The 19,397-nt window shown below is 32.1% G+C and carries 27 protein-coding genes; 13 read left to right on the forward strand and 14 right to left on the reverse strand.

The genetic code is table 11. From position 1 onward, the window contains the following. Positions 1-45: 45 nt before the first annotated feature. Both MHH37_RS16740 and MHH37_RS16745 read left to right on the forward strand, forming a co-directional pair. Entirely contained in the window at positions 46-441 is a 396-nt protein-coding gene (locus MHH37_RS16740; RefSeq protein WP_014822900.1) for an NUDIX hydrolase, read from the forward strand. Between the two features lie 79 nt (positions 442-520). After that, positions 521-964 carry an NUDIX hydrolase gene (locus MHH37_RS16745; RefSeq protein ID WP_342573887.1) on the forward strand — a complete coding sequence of 148 codons (444 nt, stop codon included), beginning with the start codon at positions 521-523 and terminating at the stop codon, positions 962-964. Positions 965-1,040: 76 nt separating this feature from the next. Here MHH37_RS16745 and MHH37_RS16750 read toward each other — a convergent pair whose 3' ends face one another. Then, on the reverse strand, positions 1,041-1,445 hold the full coding sequence (locus MHH37_RS16750) for a DUF3888 domain-containing protein (RefSeq protein ID WP_342573889.1): 405 nt from the start codon (positions 1,443-1,445) through the stop codon (positions 1,041-1,043). Between the two features lie 120 nt (positions 1,446-1,565). On the opposite strand from MHH37_RS16750, the gene MHH37_RS16755 reads away from it, so the two are divergent. Together MHH37_RS16755 and MHH37_RS16760 are read left to right on the forward strand one after the other, a co-directional pair. Next, a complete protein-coding gene (locus tag MHH37_RS16755) occupies positions 1,566-1,856 on the forward strand; it encodes a hypothetical protein (protein WP_342573891.1) in 291 nt (96 codons plus the stop codon). A gap of 78 nt (positions 1,857-1,934) precedes the next feature. Beyond that, positions 1,935-2,504: a hypothetical protein gene (locus MHH37_RS16760; protein ID WP_342573892.1), complete on the forward strand. Its 570-nt coding sequence runs from the start codon at positions 1,935-1,937 to the stop codon at positions 2,502-2,504. On the opposite strand, the gene MHH37_RS16765 is transcribed toward MHH37_RS16760, so the two are convergent. After that, on the reverse strand, positions 2,446-2,919 hold the full coding sequence (locus MHH37_RS16765; RefSeq protein ID WP_342573894.1) for a DUF5412 family protein: 474 nt from the start codon (positions 2,917-2,919) through the stop codon (positions 2,446-2,448). The genes MHH37_RS16760 and MHH37_RS16765 overlap by 59 nt on opposite strands. Positions 2,920-3,121: 202 nt before the next feature. On the opposite strand from MHH37_RS16765, the gene MHH37_RS16770 reads away from it, so the two are divergent. Together MHH37_RS16770 and MHH37_RS16775 are read left to right on the forward strand one after the other, a co-directional pair. Continuing rightward, positions 3,122-3,280, forward strand: coding sequence for a hypothetical protein (locus tag MHH37_RS16770; protein ID WP_342573896.1), 159 nt, complete (start codon positions 3,122-3,124; stop codon positions 3,278-3,280). A gap of 60 nt (positions 3,281-3,340) precedes the next feature. Continuing rightward, positions 3,341-3,637 carry a hypothetical protein gene (locus tag MHH37_RS16775; protein WP_342573898.1) on the forward strand — a complete coding sequence of 99 codons (297 nt, stop codon included), beginning with the start codon at positions 3,341-3,343 and terminating at the stop codon, positions 3,635-3,637. A gap of 71 nt (positions 3,638-3,708) precedes the next feature. Here MHH37_RS16775 and MHH37_RS16780 read toward each other — a convergent pair whose 3' ends face one another. Then, a complete protein-coding gene (locus MHH37_RS16780) occupies positions 3,709-4,086 on the reverse strand; it encodes a VOC family protein (RefSeq protein ID WP_342573899.1) in 378 nt (125 codons plus the stop codon). A gap of 565 nt (positions 4,087-4,651) precedes the next feature. Between MHH37_RS16780 and MHH37_RS16785 the strand changes: the two genes are divergently transcribed. The 3 genes from MHH37_RS16785 (at position 4,652) to MHH37_RS16795 (ending at position 6,225) form a co-directional block, all read left to right on the forward strand. Beyond that, on the forward strand, positions 4,652-5,527 hold the full coding sequence (locus MHH37_RS16785; protein ID WP_342573900.1) for a hypothetical protein: 876 nt from the start codon (positions 4,652-4,654) through the stop codon (positions 5,525-5,527). Between the two features lie 199 nt (positions 5,528-5,726). Continuing rightward, positions 5,727-5,975, forward strand: coding sequence for a hypothetical protein (locus MHH37_RS16790; RefSeq protein WP_342573901.1), 249 nt, complete (start codon positions 5,727-5,729; stop codon positions 5,973-5,975). 10 nt (positions 5,976-5,985) lie between these two features. After that, positions 5,986-6,225, forward strand: coding sequence for a hypothetical protein (locus MHH37_RS16795; protein ID WP_342573902.1), 240 nt, complete (start codon positions 5,986-5,988; stop codon positions 6,223-6,225). A gap of 91 nt (positions 6,226-6,316) precedes the next feature. Here the strand turns inward: MHH37_RS16795 and MHH37_RS16800 are convergent, their stop codons facing one another. The 7 genes from MHH37_RS16800 to MHH37_RS16830 form a co-directional block, all read right to left on the reverse strand. Beyond that, positions 6,317-6,493 (reverse strand): hypothetical protein, encoded by a 177-nt coding sequence (locus tag MHH37_RS16800; RefSeq protein WP_342573903.1) that lies wholly within the window; start codon positions 6,491-6,493, stop codon positions 6,317-6,319. 412 nt (positions 6,494-6,905) lie between these two features. After that, positions 6,906-7,370, reverse strand: a complete 465-nt coding sequence (locus MHH37_RS16805; protein WP_342573904.1) for a GNAT family N-acetyltransferase — start codon at positions 7,368-7,370, stop codon at positions 6,906-6,908. Positions 7,371-8,103: 733 nt separating this feature from the next. Beyond that, a complete protein-coding gene (locus tag MHH37_RS16810) occupies positions 8,104-8,364 on the reverse strand; it encodes a hypothetical protein (RefSeq protein ID WP_342573905.1) in 261 nt (86 codons plus the stop codon). Continuing rightward, positions 8,324-8,578 carry a hypothetical protein gene (locus tag MHH37_RS16815; protein WP_342573906.1) on the reverse strand — a complete coding sequence of 85 codons (255 nt, stop codon included), beginning with the start codon at positions 8,576-8,578 and terminating at the stop codon, positions 8,324-8,326. The genes MHH37_RS16810 and MHH37_RS16815 overlap by 41 nt, the downstream gene beginning before the upstream one ends. Before the next feature lie 427 nt (positions 8,579-9,005). Further along, positions 9,006-9,200, reverse strand: a complete 195-nt coding sequence (locus tag MHH37_RS16820; protein WP_087617751.1) for a hypothetical protein — start codon at positions 9,198-9,200, stop codon at positions 9,006-9,008. Between the two features lie 363 nt (positions 9,201-9,563). Continuing rightward, a complete protein-coding gene (locus MHH37_RS16825) occupies positions 9,564-9,782 on the reverse strand; it encodes a hypothetical protein (RefSeq protein ID WP_342573908.1) in 219 nt (72 codons plus the stop codon). 132 nt (positions 9,783-9,914) lie between these two features. Then, entirely contained in the window at positions 9,915-10,829 is a 915-nt protein-coding gene (locus MHH37_RS16830; protein ID WP_342573909.1) for a DMT family transporter, read from the reverse strand. A 1,232-nt stretch (positions 10,830-12,061) separates the two neighbouring features. On the opposite strand from MHH37_RS16830, the gene MHH37_RS16835 reads away from it, so the two are divergent. Further along, positions 12,062-12,850 (forward strand): lipid II flippase Amj family protein, encoded by a 789-nt coding sequence (locus MHH37_RS16835; protein ID WP_342573910.1) that lies wholly within the window; start codon positions 12,062-12,064, stop codon positions 12,848-12,850. 183 nt (positions 12,851-13,033) lie between these two features. Here MHH37_RS16835 and MHH37_RS16840 read toward each other — a convergent pair whose 3' ends face one another. After that, positions 13,034-13,501 carry a hypothetical protein gene (locus MHH37_RS16840; RefSeq protein ID WP_342573911.1) on the reverse strand — a complete coding sequence of 156 codons (468 nt, stop codon included), beginning with the start codon at positions 13,499-13,501 and terminating at the stop codon, positions 13,034-13,036. A 79-nt stretch (positions 13,502-13,580) separates the two neighbouring features. Continuing rightward, positions 13,581-13,802: an ATP-dependent Lon protease gene (locus MHH37_RS16845; RefSeq protein WP_342573912.1), complete on the reverse strand. Its 222-nt coding sequence runs from the start codon at positions 13,800-13,802 to the stop codon at positions 13,581-13,583. A 243-nt stretch (positions 13,803-14,045) separates the two neighbouring features. Here MHH37_RS16845 and MHH37_RS16850 point away from each other — a divergent pair, with 243 nt between their 5' ends. Continuing rightward, entirely contained in the window at positions 14,046-14,387 is a 342-nt protein-coding gene (locus MHH37_RS16850) for a 3-deoxy-8-phosphooctulonate synthase (protein ID WP_342573913.1), read from the forward strand. A 165-nt stretch (positions 14,388-14,552) separates the two neighbouring features. Here MHH37_RS16850 and MHH37_RS16855 read toward each other — a convergent pair whose 3' ends face one another. Together MHH37_RS16855 and MHH37_RS16860 are read right to left on the reverse strand one after the other, a co-directional pair. Further along, on the reverse strand, positions 14,553-15,311 hold the full coding sequence (locus MHH37_RS16855; protein WP_342573914.1) for an SDR family oxidoreductase: 759 nt from the start codon (positions 15,309-15,311) through the stop codon (positions 14,553-14,555). A gap of 76 nt (positions 15,312-15,387) precedes the next feature. Beyond that, complete coding sequence (locus MHH37_RS16860; protein WP_342573915.1) at positions 15,388-16,695, reverse strand: GntP family permease; 1,308 nt, start codon at positions 16,693-16,695, stop codon at positions 15,388-15,390. A 224-nt stretch (positions 16,696-16,919) separates the two neighbouring features. On the opposite strand from MHH37_RS16860, the gene MHH37_RS16865 reads away from it, so the two are divergent. Together MHH37_RS16865 and MHH37_RS16870 are read left to right on the forward strand one after the other, a co-directional pair. Continuing rightward, positions 16,920-17,834, forward strand: a complete 915-nt coding sequence (locus MHH37_RS16865) for a LysR family transcriptional regulator (protein ID WP_342573916.1) — start codon at positions 16,920-16,922, stop codon at positions 17,832-17,834. A gap of 237 nt (positions 17,835-18,071) precedes the next feature. Beyond that, on the forward strand, positions 18,072-19,394 hold the full coding sequence (locus tag MHH37_RS16870) for a GntP family permease (protein ID WP_342573917.1): 1,323 nt from the start codon (positions 18,072-18,074) through the stop codon (positions 19,392-19,394). Positions 19,395-19,397 lie beyond the last annotated feature (3 nt).

Here is a 19,397-nt window from a genome sequence, read left to right on the forward strand (position 1 = left end):
GTGTTATAATCAACAATAAATAACAAAATATAGGAGGTTGAGATTATGCAATACAAGCTTTGGAATGGTGCCTCAGCTATTATAATTAGAGACAATCGTGTATTAATGATACGTACAATAGATTCAAATAGTTGGAGCATACCTTCAGGGGGAGTAGAAGATGGCGAAACCGTAGAGGAAGCTTGCATACGCGAAGTTGCAGAAGAAACTGGTTATGAAGTTAAGATAGTTAAAGAGTTACATACAAAAAAGACAATTATAAAAGAATATAAGGTAACAACAAAATATTTTTTATGTGAAATAACTGGTGGTGATATTCAATATAATGACCCAGACGAAGAAATTGAAGAAATCACATGGATGAATCGTAATGAAATTTCAAAGTTAATTTATACATACCCTGAAGATCAAGAAGTTATTGAACAACTATTATCATCTTAAAAAAATCTTCATCAATCGAGCTCTTTCTTTATTAAGAATTGTAGAAGGAAGAATAGATTCTAATCAAAAGGAGAAAATGATGAACTATATTAAATCACTTAGAAGTATTATCGGAACAAGACCAATTATCGCTCCTGGTTCAGCAATAATTGTAATGAGTAAGGAGAATGAATTATTACTACAATTACGTTCAGACACAAAAGATTGGGGAATTCCCGGGGGCGGGATGGAGTTGGGCGATAGTTTTGAAGAGACAGCTAAAAAAGAATTGTATGAAGAAACGGGGCTTATTACAAATCACTTAGAAATTTTAGGAGTAGCTTCTGGTAAGGAGTTTTATTATAAATTTCCTCATGGGGATGAGATCTACAATGCCACTGTAATCTTTAAGGCTAGCAAGATAACCGGAAATATAAAAAAAGATGAAGAAAGTTTGGAGTTGGCTTACTTCCCATTAGATTCTTTACCAGAATTAAATTATACTACCCAAAAGATTTTAGAAAAGATTGGATACATAAAGTAGTATTGTACGGTTTTAGGGCCAGATTGTTGAAGAACATGCTTTTATGAAGGTTACAAACGACGCCTTGATAAGGGTTTCATTTTGGAGGATATTTATAAGTTTTTAAGTGTGTATGATTTATCAATCTAACTTCAGGTCCAGAAGAAATTTCATATGTCATTCGGTCCTTCCCTATTGGAATCCATTGCCCTCCATCGGTAGGTTCTATTTCAAACGTAATTTGCAATTGGAAGCCACGAAAGTCATTAACTCTTTTTGTTTCTACCACTTCAATTTTCCAAGGTGTAACATGAGGTGAAACATCCGTTAAAATCTTCGGATAATAATAGTCAGTCAAATCTTTTTCAATATAGGGAGTAAGCATTAGCATTAGCATATCCTGTAATTGAAGTTCATTAGAGTCTTCTGTTGGATCATCTGATGAAACTGTTGCTGATTGAAAAGAAGTAAATAGTATTAAAACTAAAAATAGCTTTTTCATTCTTTCAATTCACCTCTTTAGACTTTACCTATATATTGTATTATCACCTTTTACGAATAAATTATGTGGTTATTCATTATCAGATCTGCAACTTATATTAAATATAGAGGAGAGAAATAGGTGAAGACAAATGAAGAAACAATTTGGGAAACAATAAAAGATACTTTTGCTTATATAAAGTACCTCACTCTTTCCAAGGAGAGGAAAATTGAAGTTAACATAAGTTTAGTTCAAGAAAAATATTGGTTCCAAGAATTAATAATTATTAATCCATCTATACTCACATTAATAAAAGAAGATAATGAAATCAGGGAATATTTTTTATCGAGAAAAATGGTTAGAAAATTGTTAAGGGATAAAAACGAACGGAAGCTTTTTAAAGAGCTACTAACCGATAGATTATATTTTTAAGCTAAGCTGATTAAATATTATTGAGCTGCATATAGGACTCTTTTTAAAGTTAGTAATTTTAAATTTGGGGGATTTTATATGTCATTTGAACAATGCCAAAATGTTACTTCTTTAATGGTAAAATTTAATAAAACTTGGTACATTGCTGGAGGGTGGGCGATAGATCTTTTTATGGGGAAGGAAACAAGAGAACACAATGATATAGAGATTGCTATATTTCGAAAAGATCAACTAGATTTAAAAGCGTACCTAAAAGAATGGGATTTTAAGAAAGTAATTAATAGTGAATTCCTTAAGTGGGAAGATGAATTTTTAGAACTACCAATTCACGAAATACATGCTACCCATAAATTAAATGGAGATAAAATTGAGGTTCTTCTAAATGAAGCAAAAGATAATGATTGGAAATTCAGAAGAGATTTAAGGATTTACTCCCCACTAAATTCAGTGTGGAGTTATTCTGAAACGGGTATTCCCTATTTAAATCCAGAAATCGTACTTTTATATAAGGCAAAGAATACCAGAGAAAAAGATCATCAAGATTTTATTACAGTAAAAGACCTTCTTGATAATAAGAAGAGACAATGGCTCAAATCTGCACTTGAACTTCACGAACCCGAACATAAGTGGATTCAGCAACTTGCATAAAAATGCTGTATAGTGAGTAATAATTAAAAAAGTTAAACACCTCCCTGTTTTCTTCCCATTCAGGGTCTTTTTTCCAATGATAATAATCGTTAAAGATGTTTAATTTATGGTTATTTATTTCGATTGTTTCGTGATCCAACCATTTAATATTTACTGTACTTTCATCATAATTCCAATAAATCGTTTTTAAGTCATTTCCAAAATCAATTTCTACTCTTATCGCAGCTCTTACCGTTGCTCCCCCCTCATCAATCAAATACGCTTTAGCTATGTAATCAAGATTTGGAGATGAATGCTCGGATAAAAGTTCTCCTTTCGGTAATTCATCTAACTCCACCTCGATAAAATCATAGATGATATAAATAGGGATCCCAATAATAAATAGTAAATTGAATACAACAATCACCTTTTTCATTTGTCATCTCCTTCCTCTCATTTCGGTAAACTGTCCGTTAGTTGAAGTAACCTCTACGCAATACCTCATTCGGTAATATATCTAAGGCGTTTATCTTTCATTATTAAATAATAATCACCTTCCCAAACTCGATTCAAATAGCAACTACATAAAATCACCCTTAAATGGTAATATTATTACATAAATTATTGGGGGCGTTATGATGAAATTACATATGATTTTAAGTATTATATCTATTCTGTTCATACTAAATCTAAGCGCATGTTCAAAAGAGGAAGTTAAATATAATGGGGAACCTTTAAAAATCGCTGTAATTGGGGATCTGCCAGAACTAAATAATGAAAAAATTCATTTTGAATAAATTTCATTAAAAGAACTTAGCGAAGATACAGTACAGATTTCAACAAATTATGATGCAATTATGATTACACCATTGATGTTTGAAGAAGCTTCAAATGATCGCTTTGTCGAAGTGTATACTAGCACAAAAATCCCCTTTATCTTTTTTGATTCTGAAAAGAGGAATCTTCCATTTACAAATGGTGGGCTTACATACGAATCAGCTCGGTGGGAATCTTTAAAAAACGGCTCTCATACGACAATATATCTTTCCGATATAAATGCTAACAGAGAGGATGCTTGGTATTTCTATTTAAACGATAAAAAAGAGTTAGATGTTCTTTATAAAGAGATTTTTGAAAAGGTTGAAATGTTATAATTTACAAATATCATTTAGAAAACAGGTTAACATCTAATCCTGCAAATTTTTGTCTCTGAATTTATTACGAATTAAATTTGTACTTCACACATTAAAGCATGTGTATTTCCCTCAGTATCTTTAAAGAATGTCATCCATGTTTCTGTATTTCCCATTTTTGCAACGACATGAGGTTGGTCGATAAAGGAAACCCCCTTTTCAATCAATTTTTCAACTGACTTTTTTATATGTTCTACCTGAAAATAGATAACTGAACTTGAATTTACAAATTCATCTTTTTCAGGTAGTGAAAGAAGAAGTCGTTGCCCGTTACAATCAAAAAATGCCATATTTTCTGTATTGAAAAGAAGTGGCAACTCAAGTACTTCTTTATAAAATTCAATTGCTCTTTCCACATTTTTTATTGGGACTGCTATTTGTCCAATTCTTTGAATTATACTAGATTCCATTATTCTTCCTCCATTCAACGTTGAATAATTGATTTATAATGCTAATAGAAATAATTACTTTCCTATCTATTCTATTCAAAATGTACATTTCCTTTTTTAATAAACTGATACTTATGTACAGATAGTTCCCAAAGCGGCATTTAGGGACGTTTATTGAGATGCCCACACAATTGAATCGGCAATGGCGATTAATATACACAAAAATGAAAATAATATGTACGCAACGCTGATACTAATTAAAAAAGTATGTTTTTTCACAGATTGTTCTGGAGTATGGATTACAATTTTTAGCAAGTTAATAATGCTGATGCAAAGGATTATCGAGAAAAGTGGAATACCTATTAATGATAAAGGAACAAATGTCTCCATAGCTACTCCCCCCTTATTTTGTATTTATTATAAATTATAACAAATTATATTCCGTCTTTTTGTAACCTTTCAACCCTGATTTCACCCGTATATAACAGTCGGGCCATATTGTTGAATAAAAATATTAAAAAAATAAGTATTATGTTAAAATTTGTAAAGTATTATACTACAGTCAAATATAACTTGGAGAATGCATATGAAAATAAAACCGACAAAAAAAGTGTTATTATCTTGGATGGATAGTTATGCACCAGAAAAAGACTTGTTTTTCCTATCGAAAGAACATCTTAATAATGAAATTGACTTTAAAGATGTATTATTAATGCCAATAGACGAGTTTTATAATCACAGTACGTATGGACAATTAAATTTTGTAAATAGTTATGAATACTGGAATATAAAAAATGCACAATACGTAATCATTGCTGAAAAAGAATGGATTGAAAGCATATCTGAAGAGGTCAAACAATTTATTTTAAATTCACAAGTGCAAAGTGAAAGAGGGCTAGTATTACCTGCCTCATTTATACAAGATATAGAAAAAATCCCTTCAAATTATGTAGTGAATGGTCACGTAGTCATTCAGCGTTCCATGTGGGAAAAGCTTGATGAGTCTTCTAAAGAACAGTTACTAACAACAATGGTTTATGAATGGTGGGATAAGGGAGAATGTAAGGAAGCGCCTATGTCCTTACCCAATTTTCTAAAACCTTTTGCCAATACTTTTGGTCATTACCAAGGTGCAAATTGTTTAGCATCAGTTTTATTTGCTATTTCAAAAGGGAAACAAGAATGGTTTATTTATGAGTGGATACATCAAAAAACATTTCTAGAAAAGTTAAAACAGTATCATTATAAGGAGTTCCTAGGTGAAGTACTACACCTAGGGGACATCGTAGTTTGGAAAGATAAAGATGAAATCATTCAACATGCTGCTTATTATATTGGGGATGGGTTATATTTTAATAAACATGGGCAAACGATGTTTAATCCTTGGAAAATACTTTCGCAAGAGGAACTCTATAAAGAGTGGCAACATCTTACACCTGTAAAATATAGACAATGTAATTAAAGTCATGGAAATAAATTGATACTAGTACTTATCTAAGCACGCTAAAAGAAACTAATTAATATTCAACATCGGGAGCCTTTCTTGAATAAAAGTTTTTTATACAATATTACCAAACAACGCTTTGGTGTTATTTTTTTCATGTTTATGTGAAGATGTATAGATAATGGTACACTATGATGTGAAATTGAGGTGATTATTAATGCAAGGTTATCCAGAAGAAAACGAGCTACTATCATTGTTTGAATGTGAGCCTACTTTTTTAGATTCTCCATCTGATGCAATTGATTTTTTTTATACCGAAGCAACCTATAAATTCTCAAATGGAAATGAAGATTTTATTGTCACGATTTCACCATCTTATAGCGAAGTTAAAATTAGAGTAACTAATTGTAGTTCAAAAAACTTAATCACTATGATACACATATACAAACGATTGAAATTGAAATGAGGAGATACTTTTGCTACCATTTAGCGTAGGTATTACAGTATTTGGAATTATTTTAGCAATAATAAATAAGAACATAAAAGTGTTTTGGATGATGTTAATCGTTGCTGGCATTGCTTTAGTATTTGATTTAACTCAATTTGCACTTAGATTTATAGTTAATTATTGGGTATCTCAGATAATTATTCCTTTCATACTCACTATGGTAGTTTTTTTCTTTGCAAAAAATTTCATAAACAAACTCAAGATATAAACTTTATAAGAAAATTGCACCCAAAGCGGGATTTGGGAATGTTTTTTGCATCTTAATGTTTTAAATTTGACTCATATATACGAATCAAAATTCACTTTATTTTTTTGCCCGTATTTCTTTTATTGAAAAGAATTAGACCACCTTGAATAAATAAAAATACTCCGATAAATTTTACTGTAATTTGCCATAAAAGATGAAATTCGTAAACATAGATACTCATTATCTTAGCGCCAATTAATAGTAATATTAAACCTAATAATTTTTTCAAAGTTATTCCCCTTTTTTTATTGCAACTTATTAATATACAATTTCAATAAAAATGTTAATTCCCCTTTAAAACGCTCTGAACAAGCAAGTGTTTGGGAATATTAATATTCATAAACTAGTGAACGCATAAAACTAATGTCAGTCGTTAATCAACAATCGGGCGCTATCATTGAATACCATTTTCCATGGGGTAGCGTCAGAAAAGATGTAGATTTAAAACGATAAGAAATATACTCTACAAGTTTTTATGCAAATTAAAGACAATCCAAGCAAGTATAAACACCGTTTCATCCTGAGTTTGCATCATCTGTAAAAAATGCTACATAACCAATGTTCATACAAATAGGCGCGAAACGTTGATTTAACAACATTCGCGCCTTTTTAATGTGTCCCCATACTTTGATTTGGAAACATTATTTTGTTTGAAGATGTGTAAGCGTATATTCCATAAGAGGATATATTCTCCCAGGAATAACTGTTGATTCAACATAAATTATTCTTTTTGCACCCATTTTCAAATAAAATTCATACGCGTTTGGATCAATATTAAAATGGAAGCTACTTAATCCGTTTTCTGTTGCCTTCAGTAAAATATTTCCCCATAAAACTTTCCCTAAGCCTTGTCCAATGTATGTAGGGGCTACAAATAAGCTTTCTAATTCTTGCGTTTCTATGCACAAACAATAGAACCCTTTAATAGCCTTATCTTCTTCAAGCAGATAAATAACTTTTGACTGAATATCTTCTACTGTAATTATTAAAGCATCTTTCCATGCATTCATAAAATCATCTGAATAACCCCAATAGCCTTTTGCTTTAAAAGCTATATCTGTCAGTGTCGCTGCGTCCTCGACATTTGCTTTTCTTATCGTATTCATAACCTATTCCTCTTGATTCTTGTTTTCATATGTTGCATTCGTTCCAATCGACAAATACTTACTTCCTGATTAAGGAACGGACTTAAAATCTTTACACTGATCGTTTTTCACACGGGATAATAAATAAAATACAATGAAAAACTAACCGATCAATTCATCCATATGGGCGGTTTATTTCCTGCGAATTTATTCATCTGCTTCACTATCATTGCTTTGTGTTTGCTGCAACACCTAAAGGCAAGCTACATGCCAGTGTAAGCCCACTAATGAACATAAGTATTTTCTTCATCGTTAAATCCCCTTTAATTTGTAATGCCCTGTACGGACGGAAAAAACGAGAAATAGTTTCAACATTTTTTAAATTTATTTTGATAGGTCAAATATGTATATAAATGCAAGTTTATTAATGGTGTAGTTATATGCTTTTTTACATAGAAATTTTGGATAGACAATATTGAACAATTGGGCGCGATTCTTCAATAAGAAAATTGCGTTTTTCCGTTATAGGACCAGATTGTTGAGTAAGGGAATAAATATTTATATATAATGCAATTGAGATTGTGAAGAATTACACTTAAACTATAACAGGGCAGTTTAGTTCTAATTAAGGTTTATTCTTCTCAATTATAGAATTTATAATTTTTAATGGTGATTATTATTCTCAAAATTTAAACACTTTAGGGGATTTAAAAAAACCACCTCTATTGAAAGGTGGAAGAAACAGAATAAGAATTTACTCTATATAGTTAATTAATTTTGCAGGAACTTGATCAAAAATATAAATTTCTAGGTTATTATAAGGCTTATTTTTCAAAAATTCTTCAAGAGTGTTCATACTTGCCCACCAATTTTTCATTAAATCTTCTTTTGAAGGTAATCCTTCAACAATACGCCCATTGTCACCATCATAAATATCTTCAATATAAGCAAATAAATCACTTGATATATCTCTGTTAAATACTAAAAACTGGGAATCGGTAGTGAGGAATATCATACTCTTCCAAACCAGCACCAAAAGCAACTTTGAAATCAACCCATTTCGGTAAATTTAGGGGTCGAAAACGGATAGTTAAATCTGGAAATAAATTACCGCTATTGCCATACCATTTTGTAGCCGTCTTATGATTTAATCCTTCTTTTAAAACAATTTCGGGGCTTATATATACACCGAGATCATCATTTCGAATAATCACATGATACAAAAACAAATGAGTACCTCCTTTCCTTAAATATTAAATTGAAATATTTTAAAATTAAATTACTGCCTTTTTTAATAGGTAACTATTTTCTACCATTATTTTACCATTTACGATATATATAGGTAAACCGTAGCTTCGGTTCCGTAATAGGGCCATATTGTGGAGCAACATCTTTTCTAGGGAATGTTAGGCAAGATACAGATTTATAAAGAAAAGAAATTTGCTATATAAGGATTTTTGCAAATTAAAAAACAAGCCCAGCAAGTACAAACACTGTGCTATCAACGGATTGCGTCATCTATATAAAATGCTGCATTTATAATTTTCAAAAGTAAAGGCACGAAACGTTGATTTAACAACAATCGTACCTTGCTACTGTATTCCCAAATTTTGATTTGCGTCGTTATTTTGTATGGAGTTATATAGTAGAATTTTTCTATTTATTTATATTTTTGATAATCGAATATGTACATACTGCCATTACACTTGCTAAATACAAGAATGAAAATCCTATAAAGCCTAAATAAGAACTTCCGATTTCAGGTGCACCAGAACTAAAAATATTTGAGAGAAATGTACATAAAATAAGTCCTATTAGCAATGTACCAATACCTATACCTAAGGGTTTCAAAATATCCCACCTCTCTTTAAAATTTTTTTCTCCACATAGCCTTTTAAATATAGTTACCAAGCTTTCATTTGGGAACGGTTATTGAATTTATTATTCGATTAGTGAAATCATAGCAATACTACAGACAATTAACGTAAAAGATGCCGTTAGCCAAAATGTATTAATAGAAGTGGACTGTTCTTCTTTTACATTTTTTATTATTTTCACAAGATTAGTACAAAATATAACGCATAAACCTATTAATACTATGAATATCAAAGTTTAGCACTCCTTCCAAAAACAATATACCAAATATATTCAAAAACAAATATTCCCAAAGCGACGTTTGGGAAGCTCGAAAGGGTTATTCTAATTAAGCATAATTTAACGTTCTTTAACTTTTTTCTCTTTAGTTAACACAAGTATTAAGAAAATGATAACGAATATAATTATGTAAGTAGTTAGAATAATTCCCATTCCAACCCATATTCCCATTTCGAAGAGGCTATAGAATCCTTTTGCGGGTGGAATCAGTCTGAATGCTAACTTAATAATAACAATGGCCAAAGCCATGATCGCAGCATCCCTTATATGCCTTCTCATTGATGTCCTCCTTCTGCAGCCATTTAGACCATGTTTATAACATCACTGGCTTTTTATAAAATATATCGCTCCATTAAGGAAGTTTTACTCGTGATTTATTTCCGTAAGTACTTCATGTAACTGTAATATAAATTAATTTTCTATGGTGTCTTCACGAAAAAAATTTTGTCTCTTCTCTTTTCTTATTTTTAATATTTGAGGTATTAATATCCCGAATAAAATAATAATAATTCCAATCCATTTTAAAGGCGATACGAACTCATTTAGAAGTGTGATAGAAGCGATAACTGCTGTTGGGAGTTCGATAGCTCCTAAAATTGTAGCAAGGCCTGTCCCTACTTTTGGTACACCAATGGAAAAACACATGATGGGTATAACAACACCAAAGAATCCTAAAATCAGAGCATACTTCCATAATCCAGTCTGCAATGTACCATCAATCAAGTATGTAGGGGGATACATTAAACAAACTAAGAGTGTTGCACCTGTTGCCATAAAAAAGCTTTTCGAAACGACTGGAACATCGGTAGATACACGTCCACTTACAAAGAAATAAAAAGAAAAAGTTATGGCTGCTAATAACCCAAAGATTATTCCTTTGATAGATAATTGCTGTATAGATCCATCAAATAATCCACCTGCAAACACTGTTCCTAATAATAAGATGAGAATGGACAATAACTTTTCGCGACTTGGAAAAGCTTTATTAGCAATTGCTTCGATTAGTACTCCCATCCAAGTGAATTGAAACAACAATACAATAGCAATGGATGCAGGTAATTCTTTTACAGAAAGCCCATAAAAAATACTTGTTAAACTCATTGTTGTTCCAACTGCTAACAACGATAATATATTTTTTAAGGATACTTTATAACGTGAAAAGGTAAGAACGAGTAATAATAGACCAAACCAACCAAATACAAATTGTCCACCTAAAAGTTCAGGAAAAGAAAATCCATTTAAAAATCCGATTTTAAGAATGGAAGATAGAACCCCATAACTACAGGCACCTAATAAAATCACTAAAGAAAACTTCAATTTAATCATAAAATCCCCCCTAAAAATATAAAAGCCCGTCGTCTATAAATAGACGACGGGCGAATGAAACAGAGAAAAAACTCTACAAAATTCCGCCACTCACTAATGCGTGTGAGTTTGCGTATCAAATTATTAGAATCTTATACTAGATTTTTCTAGATGTCAATAACCTTATTATCCTTACATTCATAATTAGATGGGTCGGCTTTATTGAGACATTTGGATTCCTTATGCGTTCTTGGTAAGAGTTATATTAATCATTTCTTCCCCAAGGGGGCGTTTGTGAAGTATCACATTTAGAATATGATCAAACTAGGGTTTACGAGGTGTGTATCCTCAAACTATATTTCATAGTTGCAATTGCATATCTACCTGTGGCTTTGAAATAAAGTTGAACTGTTTATAAAAAAGTCGAACCGTTTATAAAAAAGATGAACCGAATTTCCTATCTCTATGCGTCAGAAAAGATGCAGATTTAAAACGATAAGAAATATACTCTACAAGTTTTTATGCAAATTAAAGACAAGCCTAGCAAGTATAAACACCGTCCCATCCAGAGTTTGCATTAACTGTATAAAATGTTGCATAACCTAATGTTCATACAAAAAGGCACAAATCGTTGATGTTACAACGTTCGTGCCTTTTTAATGTGTCCACAAACCTTTATTTGGGATCATTATTTAATTTTATTTTGTATAATTATAATTCATTGCTGACTATAAACTTTTTATCAGCTTTGTTGGTTTATTTATCCATAATATAGAGCTTTTGAGTCGTCCCTTTTCTAATAACTGTTCACATAGTTATCACTTATTATGATTCTTATAGTTTTTTTCATAAGCGTAAACTTCATTTTCCGTTTGTAACCAATTACTAATAGCAGTTAAAATTAATGCAAAAATCCCAAGTAATATAAAAGCTATACTATAATGTCCTAAAAAAAATAAAATTAATCCAGCAAGTAGTAGTAATATCACTAAAATTATTGACCATATTTTTAATTTTTCCTTTTTCTTTATAATCTACTCCTCCCCCTTCTTTAAACGTTAATACCTCATTATTAATTTGTATTATTTTACCATAAATTGAGTTAAAAATGTCCCCAAAAGCGTTGTTTGGGAATGTTATTTTGTATAGATTTGTATGAATTCGATGAAACTAGTTTACAATTTAAACGTCGAAATGTAAAAATAAGCATTTGGTAGGTGTGAGCAATAGAACTTATAACAGGTAAACTCATAATGATTGCCTTATTTATATTAATCATTCACTCAATTGAAACATTAGCGTATGCAGTGCGACTTTCTGGAGCTCGTGTTCGTTTATTAGCGTCAGCATTGTCACTTTTTAATGTAATGGTTATGGTTTCAAGACTCTCTAATATGATGCAGCAACCATTTACAGGGAGCCTGATAGATAAGGCTCCTGCCGATAATACTTTACAATTTGTCGAGAATCAATTCCGATTCCTTATAGGTTCAGCTTCACTAGGTACGTTACTAGGCATTATATGTTTGCCGACTTTTGTAGCCATTTTTTCTAGAGCCATTATTCATTTAGCTAATGAAAGAGGTTCAATCCCCGCTTTATTGAAAAAAGGTTTTACAATTGAGTATATACGTCGTGGATTCAAGCATATACGCAAACCAAGCCTTTCCTATTTACGAGGAATAGGTATAAAAGATATTCCTCTAAAATTATTTATAATTAATATTATTATTACTGCTGTTTATACAATTGGAGTTTTGTCAGCTTTGTATGCGAGTTTGTTAGTACCTGAATACAAAACAACTGCAATCATGGCATCCGGTTTAATAAATGGTATAGCTACAATGCTATTAATTATATTTATTGATCCTAAAATCTCTATATTAGCTGATGATGTAATAAATAAAAAAGGAAATTATTCTGAATTGAAAAGAGCCTCTGTTATGATGATGAGTTCAAGGCTTTTGGGGACATTATTTGCTCAAATTCTATTTATTCCAGGAGCACATTATGTTGCTTGGTTTGCAAAATTCATTGCATAATAAATCTTTAATACTAACGGGTGCTTTAGTAGAAGAAAGGGTTCAACATATGAAATATATATAATATGTAGAGCCCTCTAATTTCTGTATCTTTTTAAATTTAGGTTTTGATAAATATAACAACGTTTGTAGCTTTTTAATGTACTCAGAAACAATGAAAGGTGCATAAAGAAATCATCACATTTACTGAAGTGTAGGGTCAGGTAGCATTAAATCCTCTTCTGCTTGCTCTAGAAATAGTTGATATTCATCATACACTTCTTTTAGCGCTTTATATGCTTGTTCATGCTGTTCAGGTGTTTCTGCTGCCATATATTTTTCTAAAATAACAGCAAAATCTGCTCTTGCCTCAATGTATTCATCGTAATACTTATCATATATCTTTTGTTCCGTTGTGAGTCCAACACCTGCTCGATTAAAAATCGTAGAAAACATAACATTTAAATCCTCGAGCATTTCCTTTCGGTCGTCATCTTCATAATTGTCAGCGTTCTCATGAAGTTCGATTACTTTTCCAATTGGAGAAGCCAATAATTCTAAAGAATAGTAAGGAATCTGTCGATATTCGAGAATTGTTCGATGTTGCTTGTACATAAATACAATTATGCTAATTCCGATAACCCCTATAATCACAAACTTCCATTTTTTCAACTTAACCACCTCTGTTTAGAAAAGTATTACTGAACTTGCTTAAATAAAGTTACTAATGCAGTGTTTAGAAATATTAATTCTAATCCAATTGATCTCTTTCTTTTATATACCTCTCGACCGCTTGTTTTACTTTGTCATTGTTATTGACTGGAACTACTTGCTTATGAATTTCATTAATTAAAATAAATGACCTAAAAATAACACCGATAATAATTGCACATAAGATGTAAATTCCTAATGGACCTAGAAAAGCTAATATACCTAAAAATCCAGCGAATAAAATTGCTAAAAATAATTTCACAAAACTCCCCCTCAATTTTTTACTTTAATTATCAATTTTCGAATGTTGAATAAAGTAAAATCAATTTGGTAATTTCTATCCAAACCAATTATAGTCCCAAAATCATAGTTGGGACCATCTTTAACGCTGTATATTTTTAATTCAGATGCCATCCGTATGGTTTCAAACGACGCTGTGAAGTATTGCATATTTTGATTCCAAACACCAGATGAGATAAGATTTCTTCTAGAGGGGTGAAGTTATATGAGACAACGTTGTTATAATGATTTTAAACTTGTTAAAGAAACCGAAACAGATGGTTTTATTTATGGTGAAATTACTAATCATTTTTATTTTGAAAATGGAGAGGCTTGTATTTCTGGAGATGGATTTGTTCAAGCTCCAGATGGCAGTAGAGCAGGTATAATATGGGGATTAGCAAAAGAACCTTCGATATCCGTTTGTATAGAGCCAGAAGTAGATAGATGGGGCGTTTATGAAATAGACTTTATCAAACCGATAAAAACAATAGATGACTTACTCCTGAATTTCAGAACTGTTTTACCGTTACTAAAAGAAGCCTACAAAAATGCATATTCCAAATAAATAAGTACAAAAAGTTATAGGGGCAGAGATAAAAAGTTCATGCACACTGTTAAGCTGATGCTTAATTTAATTTTAATTGCATAAATCAAAACAGACGATATAGAATTTTCTACATCGTCTGTTTTTTAATACCTATATGATATTTAAATGATCAACTAAAAGGAATTACATACCACCAGTGACAGGAATTGATTCACCTGTAATGGCTCCAGCACCTTCAGAAGCTAGGAATACAGCAGTTTTTCCGATTTCAGATGGTTCAAGTAAACGCTTGATCCATTGTTTACCCAAGATGTGATGACCTAATGCTTCTTCTACAGAAGTTCCATCCTTTTCTGCTAAAACAGGTAATTGTCTTTCGATTAATTCAGTACGTACTGGACCTGGCTCGATACAGTTAACAGTAATTCCGTTTGTAGCGTTTTCTAATGCGACTACTTTAGAGAAACCAGTTTGTCCTGCTTTAGCAGCACAGTAAGCTGATTTGTAAGCATCCGGAATACGACCGTGAGCAGATACGATGTTGATGATACGGCCGAAGTTTTGAGCTTGCATTGATTTTAAAGAGTGTTTAGTCATTAAGAATGTACCTTTTAAGATAACATCATTTAATAGATCCCATTTTTCTACCGGGAAATCTTCTGTTTTACTGATAAATTGTAAGCCAGCGTTGTTTACCACTACGTCTACTGATCCGCGCTCAGCGATTACAGCGTCGATAGCAGTTTTAACTGAAGTTTCATCAGCAACGTTCACTTTGTAACCTTTTGCGTTTCCTAATTTTTCAGCAGCAGCAACTGCAGCTTCTTCATTTAAGTCGAAAATTGCTACAAAGTCACCGTTTGCGATAAATTCTTGCGCAATTGCATATCCGATCCCTTGAGCGGCACCTGTAACAAGTACTGTACGATTTGTTGTTTTCATTATATATACCTCCAAAAGTGATTAATGTTAATTCTATAGTATTGGAGAAGTACTCTCACCTTTTCCAATGGTTTGATTAGTACAAGAAAATACCAATTAGTAATGCAGCAATTAATGCTAAAAGGTTTGGTACTGTCATTGTAATGAATGAGTATTTGAATGCTTTTTCATGTGTTAATTTTGTTAAAGCAAATGTTGATAAAATTGCTCCAGCATGTGGTAAACCAGTAAATACAGCAGAACTGATTGCAGACATACGGTGCATTGCATCCGGATTTACACCCATTTCTAAATAAGGATTTGCAAACGCTTCCATTGTAATCCCTAAACCACCGCTTGCTGAACCAGTGATTGCACCTAACGCAGATGATGCAATTGTTAAACTAATTAAAGGATTTCCGGGAATATTTAAGATGAAATCTGAAATTGCTCCGAAACCTGGTGCTAACGTTATTACAACACCAAAACCAACTGAGGCAGCAGTAAAGAAGATTGGCGTAATCGCACCATTTGCTCCTAGGCTCACTGCTTGTTTATGTGATGGCATAAATCGGTGGAAAACGATTGCTGACACAATTACGCCAGCCCCTAAACCGATTAGTACGATATTTTGTACTTTCATTGCACTACCTACAAAAATAATTATGATTAAAATTAAAATCGGTAAGATACTTAAGAAGAAAGAAGGGACGTTTTCCTTAAGTGCCAGTTCTTGAGCATCTTCTTCTGCATCAAACTTTTCATTCTTAGCTAAACTTTTGTTCAATGCATAACGCATATAGAAAATACCTGCAATGATTGCGATTAAAGTAGCAACGATTCCCATTAAAGGTGCCGCTGTAACAGTTGTTCCTAAATAATTTGTTGGTACAACGTTCTGGATCGAAGGTGTTCCAGGCAACATTGTCATCGTAAATGTACCAATCCCTAAAAATACAGGAATAACAATTAAGTTCCATGCGATATTTAATTGTTTAAATAAAGGTTTTGCTAATGGAATGACAACGAATAATACAACGAATAAACTAATGCCTCCAAAAGTTAAAATAGAGCTGATTAAGAAAATAGCGATTAATACAGGGAATGGTTTATCTGTCCCCGTAATAGATAATACTTTTTGTGCAATTGCTTGGGCTGCCCCACTTTTTTCAATATATTGGGCTAAAATTGACCCAAGTAAAAAGATAGCAAAGAAATTAACGATAAATCCTGTAAGACCTGTCATAAATGAAGCTTCAGAACCAATAAGCGACGGAAAGAAATCCATACCATTTGTAACAATGACGATAATCGACGCTATTGGTGCAATAAATATAATGCTGTAACCTTTCATAGCTAAAAAGATAATGAATATGATTGCAACAATAATACCTAAGGTACCCATGTTGTTTGCCTCCTATTTAATTTTCTGTATGTCAAGTATTTAACACAACTTAAATTATGTATGAATTATGTCCGTTTATAAAATACTATTAAGGCTATTTCCCCTATAACTAAACAGTTATAGGCAAATACTGAGCATATTACAAATGGTCGATTACTGGTTAACTAAAAAAATCGTGCTATAATTACTCCTCAATCATATAAGTGTAGGGAGAGCGAATACGTATGAAGGAAGATTTATCATTAGAGTATTTACTGGCAATCCGAGAATATGGCAATATATCGCATGCGGCGAATGCTTTGTTTGTATCTCAGCCTTATTTAAGTACTTATATAAAAAATTTAGAAGCTAAACTAGGTGTAGAACTTTTAAATCGGCAAGTAACACCGCTTGGTCTTACGTATGCAGGAGAGCTTTATATTTCGTATATGCAGGAGATTCATGAAATGCATGAAGTGATGATGCGTGATATCGAAGCCTTAAATGAATTAAAAAAAGGTAGGATAGTTCTAGGTATTAATCCGATATTGGCTTCACATATGCTTTATGATTTTCTCCCAGAGTTTATGGACAAATATCCAGGAATAGAAATTCAATTAGAGGAAGGTACTGCCAATGAAATGGAAGCACTAACCTTACAAAATAAAATTGATATTTGTATTAGTATGTTGCCAATCAAAAATACGGGGCTTGTTTACGAGAAGTTATATGAAGAAAACATTTACCTAGTCATTCCAAAGGGTCATATATTCTATGAAGAAAATAATAAAGAAATAAAACATATACCATTTCCTCCTTCAAAACTAAATCATCAAAAGTTTATCTTATTAAAACCAGGGTTAGGATTACGTCGTTTAACGGATAATATTTTTGATCACTATGCCATAAGTCCAACAATAACTTTAGAAACGAATAATATTGAAAATGCATTTCGTCTTGCAAATAAAGGAATAGGAATGACAATTATTCCCGAATGTATTATTACAAGAGATCAACTAAAGATTGAATCCAACTTATATACGTTAGGCAATCCAGTTTATAAAAATAGCGTTGTCATTAGTTATAAAAAAGATGTTGTTTTGTCTCCCGCAGCATCTGCTTTTTTAAAGTTTGCCAAGAAAAGATATCTTCAATTTTAAAATATTATGAAGTATTTTAGTTAGAGCCAAAAATCGAACGAATTCCCAATGTGGAAACCGTTCTCTTTTTTTATGTTTTGAAATTGGAAGATAACCAATTAGTTATAGTGCAGATAATGGAATTAGTATGAGTAAAGGTGTCGCAATTATGACATAATCTCTTAGGTAATATTTAATAAAACGATTACATTTTAGAATTTTTAAGTGAAATGTTTTCTAATTTAAGGAGAAAATATTATGGAAATGATCGGACCTTTAGGCATAGTCATAGCGATTATCTTTATCATATTGATGGCGATGAAAGGATATAACATTATTTATATTGCCCCGTTAGCATCGATTATCGTCATTTTAACAAACCAAATGGCCTTCTTCTCTTCTCTAATTGGTAAAGAGAATTCATATATGACAGGTCTGACCGGATTTGTTGTGAACTTTTTTGCAGTGTTTTTACTTGGTTCCATTTTGGCCAAGTATATGGAACAGAGTGGAGCCGCTCAATCCATTGCACAAAAAGTATTATCGATTACGGGAACAGAAAAGCCGTTTTCTGTATTAGTAGCAATTTTCTTAATAAGTTCGATTCTCACATTTGGTGGAATAAGTTTATTTGTAGTGTTATTCGTTATTATCCCACTAGCAAGACCTTTATTTAAACAATTAAATATCGCTTGGAGTTTAATAGTCATCCCTGTTTACATCGGAATTGGTACATTTACAATGACAATGTTACCGGGAACGCCTTCGATTCAAAATGTTGTACCCATCCCATATTTAGGGACAACTTTGACTGCAGCACCTCTTTTAGGGATTATCGGTTCAGTAGTAGCCGTAACGTTCGGATTATGGTATATGAACTATACATTAAATAAGAGTCTTGCGAATGGGGAAACATATGCCCAATTTAATGCTGATGATCAATCCAAACATGAGCTAAAAGAGAAGACTCCTTCATTTATTATGAGTATTATCCCGATTCTGCTCCTTATGGTAGTGAATTTAACAGGGAGTGCATTGGAAATTCCCAACACAATTTTAATCGGCTTAGGAGTAGCCGTAATTTCATGTGCTATTTGTTACCACAAGTATATTCCTTCTCAAAAGGCAGTATTGAATGAGGGGGGACAAAGTTCAATTAATCCAATTTTCCTTACTTCTTCAGCAGTAGCGTTTGGGATTGTTGTAACTACAGCACCAGGCTTCAAATTTATTTCCGATTTAATATTAGGTATACCTGGTGACCCGCTTGTTAGCTTATCGGTTGCAGCCGGTGCACTATCAGGAATAACAGGATCATCATCCGGAGCATTAGGTATTGTAATGGAAGTATTTGCGGAAACTTATTTAGCGATGGGTGTGAGTCCGGAAGCAATGCACCGTGTTGGAGCAATTGCATCTTCTGCATTAACGATTATGCCGCATACAGGTGTAGTTTTATCACTGTTAGCACTTACAGGATTAACACATAAAAATAGTTTCAAGTACCAATTCATCAGTATGACATTTGCAAACATATTTGCTCTAATAGCGGTAATTGTTGCAGCAATTATCATTTATTAAATT

Origin of the sequence: Solibacillus sp. FSL K6-1781, assembly GCF_038630735.1 — a bacterium.
In the GTDB taxonomy this organism is placed as follows: Bacteria; Bacillota; Bacilli; order Bacillales_A; family Planococcaceae; genus Solibacillus; species Solibacillus silvestris.

What these genes read in the sequence shown, in the direction of transcription:
- MHH37_RS16865 (WP_342573916.1), top strand. Translation starts at nt 16,920, where the DNA reads ATGAAGGAAGATTTATCATTAGAGTATTTACTGGCAATCCGAGAATAT.
- MHH37_RS16775 (WP_342573898.1), top strand. Translation starts at nt 3,341, where the DNA reads ATGATTACACCATTGATGTTTGAAGAAGCTTCAAATGATCGCTTTGTC.
- MHH37_RS16830 (WP_342573909.1), bottom strand. Translation starts at nt 10,829, where the DNA reads ATGATTAAATTGAAGTTTTCTTTAGTGATTTTATTAGGTGCCTGTAGT.
- MHH37_RS16750 (WP_342573889.1), bottom strand. Translation starts at nt 1,445, where the DNA reads ATGAAAAAGCTATTTTTAGTTTTAATACTATTTACTTCTTTTCAATCA.
- MHH37_RS16855 (WP_342573914.1), bottom strand. Translation starts at nt 15,311, where the DNA reads ATGAAAACAACAAATCGTACAGTACTTGTTACAGGTGCCGCTCAAGGG.
- MHH37_RS16760 (WP_342573892.1), top strand. Translation starts at nt 1,935, where the DNA reads ATGTCATTTGAACAATGCCAAAATGTTACTTCTTTAATGGTAAAATTT.
- MHH37_RS16740 (WP_014822900.1), top strand. Translation starts at nt 46, where the DNA reads ATGCAATACAAGCTTTGGAATGGTGCCTCAGCTATTATAATTAGAGAC.
- MHH37_RS16850 (WP_342573913.1), top strand. Translation starts at nt 14,046, where the DNA reads ATGAGACAACGTTGTTATAATGATTTTAAACTTGTTAAAGAAACCGAA.
- MHH37_RS16835 (WP_342573910.1), top strand. Translation starts at nt 12,062, where the DNA reads ATGATTGCCTTATTTATATTAATCATTCACTCAATTGAAACATTAGCG.
- MHH37_RS16770 (WP_342573896.1), top strand. Translation starts at nt 3,122, where the DNA reads ATGAAATTACATATGATTTTAAGTATTATATCTATTCTGTTCATACTA.
- MHH37_RS16790 (WP_342573901.1), top strand. Translation starts at nt 5,727, where the DNA reads ATGCAAGGTTATCCAGAAGAAAACGAGCTACTATCATTGTTTGAATGT.
- MHH37_RS16870 (WP_342573917.1), top strand. Translation starts at nt 18,072, where the DNA reads ATGGAAATGATCGGACCTTTAGGCATAGTCATAGCGATTATCTTTATC.
- MHH37_RS16785 (WP_342573900.1), top strand. Translation starts at nt 4,652, where the DNA reads ATGAAAATAAAACCGACAAAAAAAGTGTTATTATCTTGGATGGATAGT.
- MHH37_RS16745 (WP_342573887.1), top strand. Translation starts at nt 521, where the DNA reads ATGAACTATATTAAATCACTTAGAAGTATTATCGGAACAAGACCAATT.
- MHH37_RS16810 (WP_342573905.1), bottom strand. Translation starts at nt 8,364, where the DNA reads ATGATATTCCTCACTACCGATTCCCAGTTTTTAGTATTTAACAGAGAT.
- MHH37_RS16805 (WP_342573904.1), bottom strand. Translation starts at nt 7,370, where the DNA reads ATGAATACGATAAGAAAAGCAAATGTCGAGGACGCAGCGACACTGACA.
- MHH37_RS16860 (WP_342573915.1), bottom strand. Translation starts at nt 16,695, where the DNA reads ATGGGTACCTTAGGTATTATTGTTGCAATCATATTCATTATCTTTTTA.
- MHH37_RS16825 (WP_342573908.1), bottom strand. Translation starts at nt 9,782, where the DNA reads ATGAGAAGGCATATAAGGGATGCTGCGATCATGGCTTTGGCCATTGTT.
- MHH37_RS16765 (WP_342573894.1), bottom strand. Translation starts at nt 2,919, where the DNA reads ATGAAAAAGGTGATTGTTGTATTCAATTTACTATTTATTATTGGGATC.
- MHH37_RS16780 (WP_342573899.1), bottom strand. Translation starts at nt 4,086, where the DNA reads ATGGAATCTAGTATAATTCAAAGAATTGGACAAATAGCAGTCCCAATA.